Source organism: Wolbachia endosymbiont of Wiebesia pumilae (assembly GCF_017869285.1).
In the GTDB taxonomy this organism is placed as follows: domain Bacteria; phylum Pseudomonadota; class Alphaproteobacteria; order Rickettsiales; family Anaplasmataceae; genus Wolbachia; species Wolbachia pipientis.
On the sequence record NZ_CP054557.1, the window covers coordinates 1,205,622 to 1,218,017 of the forward strand.

Here is a 12,396-nt window from a genome sequence, read left to right on the forward strand (position 1 = left end):
TCCTATGAAGCAAGTACTTTAATCCTTCTGATTATAAATATTAATTTGCTTAAATCAAGTTTAGAAGCAACCATCTCATCTAAAAAACTATTATAACGTTCTATGTAGTCCTTATCATTACAAGCCCAGGTTTGAACCTTATCTTCGGGGTTATCAGTAGCTTTTATGACTTTAACAGTTAGCTTGTGATGGTAATTGCTTAAATCGTCCAATAAATCATTAACTAAGCTGCGATCCCAATAAGAAGAGCGGCTTTTCATCTTGATGGCAATTGTTCTAATCAGATCGAATCTTAACAGCGACTTTAACTCAAAGTATATTTTACCAGCATCAAGAATGGACAAAGATGTCTGTTCAGCAACAGATATAATATCCAGTGCATAAGTAAGAACGCACAGGTCAGCAATTTTTTTTGCTAGATCTTTATCTATATTAAGTTCCACTAAAGAAGTGTATCCATGATTATAGACCTTTAACAGGTGTTCATCTAAAACATCATGGCCTAAAGTTTCAATTGCATCTTTAAATTTTGTAACATCATCCAATTCTACAAAGCTAAGATTTTTTACTAACCAAAACGATACTCTGCCAATAAATTTCTGCACGTTCCTCACTATTTGTAAGTATGAGTTAACATCAATTTTTCCATCCAATTCATCAATTTTCTGCCACAGGCTGTTTAAATCATACAGGTGGTTAACAACAATATATATGTTAACCGCTTCTTGTATCTTAATTCCAGTGTTCTCAGCCAAATTATTGATGAATATACAGCCCATTCTATTCACTACATCATTTGCAATGCAAGTAGAGATAATTTCTCTACGAAGTTGGTGTTTTAATATGAAATCCTTAAACTTTGTTACCATCTTTTTAGGAAAATAACCTAGCAAGTAGTCATGAGATATAAGATCTTTTTCAGACAGATCGGAATGTATAATTTCATTTTTTATTGCTGTTCTAGCATAAGACATTAGAACAGAGAGCTGAGGAGAACTGAAACCTTCTGCACCAGTTAACATCCTTGCTATCTCTTCTTCAGTTGGAAGAAATTCTACGCTTCGGTTTAACAGCCCAGATTTTTCTAAACTGAGCAGTAACCTGTGGTGCTGCTCCAATCTCTCTTTAGCTTGCAAACACTCAAGAAGTAATGCTTTTGTTTCAATTTTGTTGTGGTTCTCAAGCACTTTGGATGCAACTTCATCCACCATACTTGCCAGTATTTCATTCCTTTTTTCTAAAGAAATACCCCCTGCTTTCATAGCTGAAACAAATGCAATCTTAATGTTAACTTCAAGGTCTGAACATATCACTCCGGCTGAATTATCAACAAAATCTGCATTGATATATCCACCTCTTTCAGCATATTCTATTCTTCCAAGCTGTGTACAACCAAGATTTCCACCCTCTATAAACATAGAAGCTCTAATATCCTTACCATTTACTCTCAGCTCATCGTTTGCTTTGTCACCGACCATGCTATGATTTTCACTCTTTGCCTTAACAAACGTGCCAATTCCTCCATTCCATATGAAGTCCACTTTTGCTTTCAACAGATATCTAATCAAATCACTTGGAGGTAGCATATCTTCTGTTATATCAAAGCATTTTTTCATTTCTTGAGAAAGATTTACTTGCTTGCTGCTACGCTCAAATACCCCGCCACCCTGAGAGATCAAATCTTTGTTATAATCCATCCAGGTTGAAAATGGTAACTTAAAGAGACGTTTACGTTCTGTGAAACTCTTTTCTGCATCAGGATTTGGGTCAACAAAAATATGCATATGGTTAAATGCGCCGATTAAATGTATATTTTTTGAAAGCAGCATACCGTTTCCAAATAGATCGCCAGCCATATCTCCAATTCCAATAACAGTTGCATCCTGGTAAATATCCTTATTCATTTTCCAAAAATGCCTTTGTGCTGCAATCCATGCACCTCTTGCTGTAATACCCATTTTCTTATGGTCGTAACCTACTGATCCACCAGATGCAAATGCATCGCCAAGCCAAAAGTTATATTCAGAGGCTATCTGGTTGGCATAATCAGAAAATGAAGCAGTTCCTTTATCAGCAGCAACCACGAGATATGGATCATCTTCATCATACCTAATCACATTCTCTGGTGGAATTATTTTACCATCAACCACGTTATCAGTAATATCAAGCATTCCTCTGATAAAACTCTTATAGCACTCAACACTTTTCTCTCTTAAAATATTCTTATCTTTATAAGCTTGCTTTATTACAAACCCACCCTTTGCACCAACAGGGACAATAACCGCATTTTTTGTCATCTGAGCTTTCATGAGCCCCAAAACTTCAGTGCGAAAATCTTCCGTCCTATCCGACCACCTTAAGCCACCACGGGCTAATTTCCCTCCTCTTAGATGTATTCCCTCAAAAAGGTTTGAATAAATATACAATTCACGATACGGACGAGGATCAGGTAAACCATTTATTTTACTTGAGTCAAATTTTGTAGATAAATATGGTTTATCGTCTTGATAATAACTGGTCCTTAAAATAGCCATTATCAAGTTAAATATCGAGCGCAAAACGTAATCATGTGAAACATTGCTGATCTCTTTTAGAAGTTCCTCAATTTTTTCTCTGACAATGTCCGTAGTTTCTGCTCTATCAATGTCTATGTTAGGATCAAATCTTGCATGAAATAGTTGTATCAAATACTTTACTATTTTTGGATGCTCTGAGACTACCTTTTGGATATATTCTGGATTGTAGTTAAATGACGTCTGCTTTAGGTAAGCACTTAACGCTCTAACCAGAAGCACTTCTTTCCACTTGAGCCCAGCAATAATGATCAAACTATTGAAATAGTCATTTTTAATTTCCTTGCTAAACACTTTCGCAAGTGTTATTTCAAATTGCTCTTTTAGAGTAATGTTGTCTATTAATTCATCGACTCTTGACAACACAAAATGGTGTATCCATATTCCGCCGTTAATTTCTATGTAATAGCCATTATGAGATAGAATCTTAGCTCCCAAATTCTTAGTAATTCTTAATATCTTCAATAATTCAAGACCTCCATTGCTCGAAGTGTAAACCTTTAATTGATAATTAAGATTGTCACGAGTAAGTCTTAAATCAACCTCGCTAACTCTTTTTTTCCTCACTATCTCCAATTTTTTCATATCGTAATATGCGTCATGAGGTTCGAAACTCTCTTGATAGCTTATTGGAAATGCCTTGCAATAACGGATGAATATATCCTCAACAGTGCTAAAAGTATTATATAAATTGTCTATAAAACGATCTTCCCATTTTTCCGTAATGTTCCTTAATTTGTTTTCGATACGCAAAACTTTATCATCAGGAACACTAGCGTTTTTAGCCTTTAGCACCACGTGCAATTTCATTAAGTCATATTCGTTTATAATGTGGTGGTTATAAATATCTGAACTTTCTGCATTTATCTCATCCTTCAATATATTGCTTATCTTGAGCATTAGCCTGGAGCTAGCATAACGCATCGGTATCAGCACTATACAACTAGTAAACGCTCCCTTACTTCTTAAGCATAACTTGACTCTTGGTCTTATTGCAAGGGACATAATAGAAGTACAAATTTGAAATAATTCTTCCTCATTAGACTGGAACAATTCATCACATGAGAATACTTGTAAAATATAAATTAGAGCTTTGTTATTGTGGCCCCCGGTTACAAACCCTGCATTTTTTTCTATAACTTTAACTTTATCTCTTATTATTGGAATAGTTCTAATATCTTGGACCTCCGCTACAGAAGTAAATAGCCCGAAAAAACGCCGTTCCTTTACCACATTACCCTGGTCATCAAATTCTTTTACTCCTATACAATTCATGTATGTACGCCGATGGACTATTGAGATTAGATCTGATCTCAATATGTATAGGGAATCAAGGTTTGCAGAAGGAATCAACGTACTTTGACCTACTCTCATCAGGCCAAGGTCCTTTTTGCTGTCACAGACGAGTTTTTCATCTTTACCAGCAATATATTCTTGATAACCTAGAAATACGAAGTTATTATTCTTTAACCAAACTAGAAAATCTTTTTGCTCTTGATTTCGGTCTGGTGTCATTCCAGTGCGTGACACTGGAATCCACGTGTCCTTTTCCTGGATCCCAGCTGGGATGACAGAAAGACTTGCCTCATCAAGTTTCTTGAGCATTAAGTGCCAATCTTTCACAACGCAATTAACCGCTTTCAGCGTTTTCTGTAGAGATTCTTTTAATGTATCAACAAAGCTGTCACTTATACCTTTGATAATTACATATATGACTGACTCTTTGACTCCATTGCTTTCTTCCAAAGAGTAAATCTCGTCTATTAGGCCATCTTTTCTTTTAATGTTAATTATGCTGTTGCTGTAATAGCATATGGTTAAATCGTGCGACTTAATAGTTGCAATAACGGAGTCAACCAAAAATGGCATATCATTGTTTGTTATCTTAATCGTGGTAAAATCGCCTTCTATTCCTGGTATATCATCTATATTGCTTACTACTAACTTACTTTCATCTTTCTCTTTTTGAGAAACAAAATTGTAAGCATCGTTTACAATATATAGCAAAAACTTATCATTGGCTTTTAGGTCGCTTTTATAAACAAAACTATAAAAATACTTAATAAATTTTTTAATTTTTTCTTTATCTTGCTGATTTTCTTGATCAGCTAACTTAAATAAAGACTCAGTGTCAACATTATGATCTATACACATTTTTTTTAACAAAAATACACAGTGAACTTAAACCTTTTTAACTAAGATTTCATTATCAAGAGCGTACACTATTAGCTCATCATTTTCTACTACTTCCCCTGATAAAACTAATTTAGCTAAATTATTTTGAATACACTCTTGTATAACCCTTTTTAAGGGCCTTGCTCCATATTCAGGGTCATAGCCAGTTTGTGCTATTAGTTCTTTAGCTTCCTGCAACAAACTTATACTCAGTTTACGCTTAGCAAGTGTTTTTTGTAAATAAGAAAATTGAACATCTATAATTTTATAGATGTCATCTCTGGTTAAACTGTGGAATATAATAATTTCATCCAGCCTGTTTAAAAATTCTGGACGAAATGCTGATTTAACTATTTGCATCACTTCATTTCTTACAGAATCAACATTCCCTTTTAGCATTATCTCAGCGCCAAGGTTAGAAGTTAAAATCAGTATGGTGTTGCGAAAATCAATTAATTTACCATGACTATCAGTGAGTCTACCCTCATCCAAGATTTGCAGCAATAGATTAAATATATCTGGATTTGCTTTCTCGATTTCATCAAACAGAATAACCTGATATGGCCTTCTTCTTACCGCTTCAGTTAATCTGCCACCTTGTTCATAGCCAACATACCCTGGAGGCGCGCCAATTAGCTTTGAAACAGAATGTTTTTCCATATATTCTGACATATCAAAACGCAGAAGCGCTGATTGATCGTCAAACAGAAATTCAGCTAAGGCTTTCGCAAGTTCGGTTTTACCAACCCCGGTTGGGCCTAAGAATAAGAATGAACCAAAAGGTCGATTAGTATCTTGCACCCCAGAGCGGGAGCGCCTAACTGCATTACTTATCGCTTCTATTGCATCTTTCTGCCCTATTACTCTTCTTCCTATTTCATTCTCCATGTTAAGAAGTTTTTCCTTTTCACTGTGCATCATGTTATCAACTGGAATTCCTGTCCACTTTGAAACAATGTTTGCAATATCATCTCCAGTCACTTCTTTCTTTAAGAAACTATCAGTAACCTTTTCCTGATTTTTTAATTCATTCTCAAGCTGAGGGATCACACCATACATCAGCTCTCCTGCTTTTCCTAAATTTCCACTCCGCTGAGCCAATTCCAGCTCTTTTCTAGCGTTATCTAATTTTTCGGCTGTTTCTTGTATTCTAGCTATTTTATTCTTTTCCATCTGCCATTTGCTGTTCAAGTCAGCAAATTTGCTATTTAGGTTTTCAACCTTCTCATTTATCTTTTTTAAACGCTGTTTAGAATTTTCATCACTTTCTTTTTTTAAAGCCTCTGCTTCAATCTTTAGCTGTATAACCTTTCTCTCAAGTTCATCAATAACTTCAGGCTTGCTATCCATTTCAATTCTCACCCTACTTGCTGCTTCATCAATCAAATCAATTGCTTTATCAGGTAAAAACCTATCTGTTATATATCTATTGGACAACGTTGCAGCAGCAATTATTGCACCGTCTGTAATTCTTATACCATGATGCACCTCATATCTTTCCTTCAAACCCCTGAGTATTGAAATGGTATCAGTTTCAGTTGGTTGAGAAATAAACACAGGCTGGAAACGCCTTGCAAGCGCAGGATCTTTTTCTATATGCTGACGATATTCATCTAAAGTTGTGGCTCCTATACAGCGAATTTCTCCACGCGCAAGAGCAGGCTTCAGCAGATTCGAGGCATCCATTGCACCACTTGTTGCTCCTGCTCCAACTAAAGTATGAAGCTCATCTATAAACAAGATAACTTTTCCCTCCGCTTTCGAAAGCTCATTAATAACTGCTTTTAACCTTTCTTCAAATTCTCCTCTAAACTTTGTTCCAGCGATTAATGCACCAAGATCCAAAGCTAAGACCTTTGCATCATGCAAACCAAGTGGTACATCGTTTGCAACAATTCTATTTGCAAGCCCCTCAACTATTGCAGTTTTTCCAACACCAGGTTCACCGATCAGCACTGGATTATTTTTTGTCCGCCTCAGTGATACCTGCATAGTTCTTCTGATCTCTTCATCACGACCAATTACAGGATCAAGCTTTCCTTGCATAGCAAGCTCTGTAACATCTTTTGTATATTTCTTTGCCGCGTTTAATTTTTCCTCACTGTTTGGCGAGTCCGCACTGCTGCCCTTTCTCATTTCTGCAACAACTGAGTTCAGTTTTTGTGGAGTCACACCATTCTCTGCCAGAATTTTGCCTACAGTATCATCTTTTTGTGCAGTGAGGCCCTGCAGTAAACGCTCGACAGCAACAAATGAATCTTTATTTCTCTTTGCAATACCAATTGAATCTTCAAAAACTTTTGCTATTTCTCTTGAAAGTTGAAGGCCACCACTTCCTGGACCTTCAATTACTGGCAACTTTTTTATTGCGCTATCCACAGCATCAGAAATACTTTGCACACTTCCACCACAAGCGTTTATCAAATCCTGAACTAAACCTGATTCATCTTCAAGCATCACTTTTAGTAAATGCTCAGGCATAAAAATCTGATGCCCAGCTCCCAACGCTTTCATTTGAGCACTTTGAATTAGACTTTTTGCTTTTTCGGTAAATTTATTTAAGTCCATAACACCAGTTAAATTCGTATTTGCTGATGTATATAACAACTGATTTCATAAATTTAAACCTAAAGTTGTTTATTGTTAGGTATGAAATTTAAAACTTTCTTAAAAAAGGAACTATCATAGTAACCATACAAATATCTTGTATCTCAAGACCTTTGGTTTTTGTTGCTGAAAATGGTTGTATTATTTAAGTTATTAACAATATACAATACTAAGTTAATGTAATTTATTTGGAGATGACAGGAAAATTTATTGTAACTTTATATTTTAAATAGAATAAAGTTCTTTTGTTAGTATTGTCCTTTTTGTAAAAAATATTCCTAATTTCTTCATCATTTCTGTGGGTAAGGTCATCTGCTTCTCTACCTCAAGTGGTTAACAAAGTTTCTTGTCACGAGGGACCAAATGGAAATCTGCTCGTTTTCACGCGAATTAATGTTACAAATTCTATACATTTCGTTACAAAATGGCATTCGCTTTCTCCATTATCCTTTACCTGCATTTTCATCAGCGTTCCTTGCGGTTTGCTTGCCATATAGGCGGAAGTACAGGCTTACCCTGTTCCTTCTGTCATACAACAGTGAGTTAGGTGACTTCTCTATACCGGTGATTTGCGTACATCCAGAAATGAAAAATGTCACATTACCTTTTGGTCGGAGCTTATCAGCATCTTTAGCTCTTTAATCGTTACGATACTTATGAAGCTTCACTTACGTTCACCATACCACTAAGCCTAGCTCTCCAACCACATGATGCTTGTAGTTTATGCTCCTTTCACGATTGAGCATCTTCTTTTTCAAGAGGAGGTTCATTGTCCGCATCGCTTGGCACCAACTGGTTACCCGATTCGCACTGATGCATAGACTCAGATGGCAAAACATCTGGTTTAATAAGTTTTAGAACTCTTTTAGTTTCTTTCTGAAGGAATTCCTCTCCTTTTAAACAATATGACCGAAGACTTTCAGGTCGCACCATTTCAATAATTAGCTGGGTTCCAGCAGAATCAGTACAGAAAACATCAACAATACTTTGTTTTTTAGAGGCAATCTCAGCATCCATGATAGTGCTGAGAAATTCTATTTCTTCTATTTCATCTTTGCCAGCGAAGCCCAATATATCATTGAGAAAGTGAATGAGAATATCTTTATTTTTCTCAGTGCCAAATATTCTCTTGAACGCGAAATTGTTTTTTGGATCGAGAAATTTCGAAAAGGCCATAATTAAATACAATTAGGAGACGAATAATTATACACTATTTTTCGCAAATGTTCAACCTCTGATTACTCCTTATTCTTTGCCCTTCCTGCACGCTTACGTTCATTTGGATCAAGGAATTTCTTGCGTAAACGTATAGATTTTGGAGTTACTTCCACCAATTCATCATCATCTATATACGCTATCATATCCTCCAGTGTCATTATCTTTGGTGGAGTGAGCTTTATAGCTTCATCACTACCTGAAGCTCTTACGTTTGTTAATTGCTTACCCTTTAACACATTTACCTCCAAATCATTGTCACGGCTATGCTGGCCGACAACCATGCCACAATATACCTTATCCTGTGGCTTAATAAACATAATTCCCCTGTCTTGCAAATTGAAAATTGCATATGCCACAGCCTCACCCTTATCTGTAGAAATTAAAACTCCATTGCGCCTTCCAGAAATTGGACCTCTATGTGGAGCATAACTGTGAAATAAACGGTTAATTATGCCTGTGCCACGAGAATCAGTTAAAAACTCTCCTTGATAACCGATTAATCCTCTTGATGGCACTAAAAACGTTAATCTTGTCCTGCCATTACCAGAAGGTCTCATGTCAGTTACTTCACCTTTACGGAAGCTGAGTTTTTCCATGATGATTCCACTATATTCATCATCTACATCAATTACTACTTCCTCTATAGGTTCAAGTTTTTTACCGCCTTCTTCTTTAAATAACACGCGAGGGCGTGATACCGAAAGCTCAAAACCTTCTCTCCTCATATTTTCAATTAACACTCCAAGCTGTAACTCACCACGCCCACCTACTTCAAATGCTTCACCGCTTGGTGCCAAAGTCACAGTAATTGCAACATTTGTTTCTGCTTCCGCATATAAACGATCCTTTATAGCAGTTGAAGTAAGCTTTGTACCTTCTTGCCCAGCAAAAGGTGAATCATTAACGCTCAGAGTAATCGCCATTGTTGGCGGATCAACTGGAGTTGAGCTTACTGCAGTTGTAACTTCTGGTGCTGCTATAGTATCTGAAACCGAAGCTTCCTCAAGTCCTGCAATTGCAATTATGTCTCCCGCCACAGCTTGTTCTACTGGAATGCGTTTCAAGCCAGAAAATGAGAGCAACTTAGTTAATCTTCCTCGTTCAATTACTTTGCCATCGAGGTCAAACACCTTAAGATCTGAATTGACTTTTGCAATGCCCTGATAAACCTTTCCTGTCAATATTCTGCCAAGAAACTTATCAGACTCAAGTAGAGTGACCAACATAGCAAAAGGTGCATTTTGATTATAAACAGAAGGTTTTATATAATCTATAACCGTTGAAAATAATGGGCTTAAATCTTTTCTTTCATCAGAAAGCTCCTTAGCACACCAGCCATTTCTACCTGAAGCATACAACACTGGAAAATCTAGCTGCTCGTTGGTTGCATCAAGGTTAAAAAATAACTCATATATTTCATTTAATACTTCATCAATTCTGCTATCTGGTCGGTCGACCTTATTGATTATCACAATTGGCTTCAAATTTGCTTTTAGTGCTTTTGAGAGCACAAATTTTGTTTGTGGCATGGGACCTTCTGCAGCGTCAACCAGCAGCAACACACCATCTGCCATGCACAATACCCTTTCCACTTCCCCACCAAAGTCCGCGTGCCCTGGCGTGTCAATAATATTGATCTTTTCATCGCCCCACATTATTGATGTACATTTTGCAAGTATTGTAATTCCGCGTTCACGCTCTTGATCACCACTATCCATCACTCGTTCTTGAACTTCTTGATTCTCGCGGAATGTGCCACTTTGTTTTAACATGTTATCAAGTAAAGTAGTTTTACCGTGGTCAACGTGTGCGATTATTGCTATATTTCGGATCGATTTAAATTCGTTCATTTTCTATCATTTCAAAATTAATTTAGTAATAAGTATACATAAAATACACTTGGAGTAAATAACTAAAGCTGTGTATAAATGCTGTGTTTCCAAGATATTATAGGATTACTTTGTTAAATATTCCCTACTCCCAGGTTTTGTTATGGGTAGTTGTTTTAATTCACTTGGAAGTTCTTCCTCGCTGTAGTTTTTGATGTTCAGTTCAATCAAAGATATGACAGGAAAAGGCAGTTTCGTTTCACTATTTCTCTTTATCAAAGAAGCTTCAGCAACAACTTTACCTCCTTCCCCTTCTGCACATTCCACTGCTTCAAGTGAAGATTTACCTGTGGTTATTACATCTTCAATGAGCAATATTTTCTCACCCTTTTTGATCTTAAATCCACGGCGTAATTCAAACTTACCATTAACGCGCTCGCAAAACATTGTCTTTATTCCAAGCTGCCTGCCAATCTCATAACCCACAATTATTCCACCAATTGCAGGAGATAATATTAAATCTATGGAGCTATTTAATTCTTTTTTTATTTTATCTGCTAATAATACGCAAACTTTCATGGCTCTGCTTGGATTTTCAAAAATCTTCGCACACTGTATGTATGTGTCACTATGCAGCCCGGATGATAAAACAAAATGCCCATGCAAAATTGCTTCTGCTTCTTTAAATTCTTTTATTATTAGGTTATTTTCGTCTAATATCATTTTTTAAGTTTCACTATTACATTCTTTATTAATTATCTGAGTGATACAAACATCAGACCACACATTTATTGCAGTTTCAAACGTATCGATGATTGTATAAATAGGCAAAATCAGTCCCATAATATGCAGAGGAACATTCATCGACATGAGATAACTGGTTGCCATAAAATAGCACCCCATCGGCACTCCAGCGTTACCAATTGCAGCCCCTGTAGCTAAAAAAATCCATATCAACATTTCGCTTAAGGAAAATACGTATCCGTTCATTTCTGCAACAAACATTACAGTGATTAGTATAAATGCAGCACATGCATTCATGTTAATTGTTGTGCATATTGGTAAAATAAAAGACGATAATTTCTTTGGCACCTTTAGCTTGTTCTGCACACATTCTATAGTTGTTGGCAATGTTGCACTGGATGATTTAGAAAAAAACGCAAGTGTGAGTGCTGGCATAACCCCTTTCAGCGTTTGAATTGGTGATATGCCTTTATACCACATAAATAGCGGTAAAATCAGAAATGCCTGCACAAAATTTGCAGACATTATGCAAACAAAATACCATAAAAGATTGTAGAACTCACTACCGCCTTTTAATTCATGCAAAAAACATGTAATAAAAGACCAAACAGCAAGCGGAATAAATTTTAATAACCCTTGAGCAATTTTAAGTAGCGTATCAAAAAGTGCAGAGAATACTTGATATAATATATCCTGCTTTTCTTTTGAAAGTGAAACAATAGCTCCACCCATCAAAAAAGCGATTAATATGCTACCAATCATATTATTTTCAAGAAAAACTTGCACAAAATTAGAAGGAATGAGTGATTTTAAATATGAAAAATAACTGTGGTTATTGCTGTTAATACTCCCTATTGTATTACTTATGAAATTTTTTCTTGCTGGATCTATTAACAAATAAAACGATAATGCAACAAACGCAGCTATAATAGTTGTAAGCAGAGTATAAAATAGTGTTTTCTTAACTAAGACTTTGATTTCAATTGAGTCTTTGAGCCCGGAAATTGTGGAAACTATGGATAAAAAAACCAGAGGTAAGCTTATTAATTTGAGCAAGCTGATAAAGATATCACTAAATAGCTTTGCTATTTCAAATATGATTTCATTGTTTAGGTAGTAAGCAACTATTGCAAGCAGTATAGAAAAAAGTATTGCAAACTTGTGCATTGAAAATAAAACTTCAAAGTAACATTATACAATAATTTTGCTGTTTTGGAATCAGATTGATAGACAAAATAACTTTACAGATT

General features: G+C 35.9%; 5 protein-coding genes and 1 pseudogene. All 6 read right to left on the reverse strand.

Features of this window, described 5'->3' with window-relative positions; genetic code table 11:
* Nucleotides 1-2 precede the first annotated feature (2 nt).
* Entirely contained in the window at nucleotides 3-4,727 is a 4,725-nt protein-coding gene (locus tag HUB92_RS06325) for an NAD-glutamate dehydrogenase (RefSeq protein WP_209473396.1), read from the reverse strand.
* A 27-nt stretch (nucleotides 4,728-4,754) separates the two neighbouring features.
* Nucleotides 4,755-7,316: an ATP-dependent chaperone ClpB gene (clpB, locus tag HUB92_RS06330; protein ID WP_209473398.1), complete on the reverse strand. Its 2,562-nt coding sequence runs from the start codon at nucleotides 7,314-7,316 to the stop codon at nucleotides 4,755-4,757.
* Nucleotides 7,317-8,285: 969 nt separating this feature from the next.
* Nucleotides 8,286-8,531, reverse strand: a pseudogene (locus HUB92_RS07055) (PD-(D/E)XK nuclease family transposase); the annotation flags it as partial.
* 62 nt (nucleotides 8,532-8,593) lie between these two features.
* On the reverse strand, nucleotides 8,594-10,423 hold the full coding sequence (gene typA, locus HUB92_RS06340) for a translational GTPase TypA (RefSeq protein WP_209472743.1): 1,830 nt from the start codon (nucleotides 10,421-10,423) through the stop codon (nucleotides 8,594-8,596).
* A 105-nt stretch (nucleotides 10,424-10,528) separates the two neighbouring features.
* The gene (pyrE, locus tag HUB92_RS06345) at nucleotides 10,529-11,125 is read right to left on the reverse strand and encodes an orotate phosphoribosyltransferase (RefSeq protein ID WP_209472745.1); all 597 of its coding nucleotides are present in this window, start codon (nucleotides 11,123-11,125) and stop codon (nucleotides 10,529-10,531) included.
* Between the two features lie 3 nt (nucleotides 11,126-11,128).
* A complete protein-coding gene (locus tag HUB92_RS06350) occupies nucleotides 11,129-12,313 on the reverse strand; it encodes a dicarboxylate/amino acid:cation symporter (protein WP_209472747.1) in 1,185 nt (394 codons plus the stop codon).
* Between the last annotated feature and the right edge of the window lie 83 nt (nucleotides 12,314-12,396).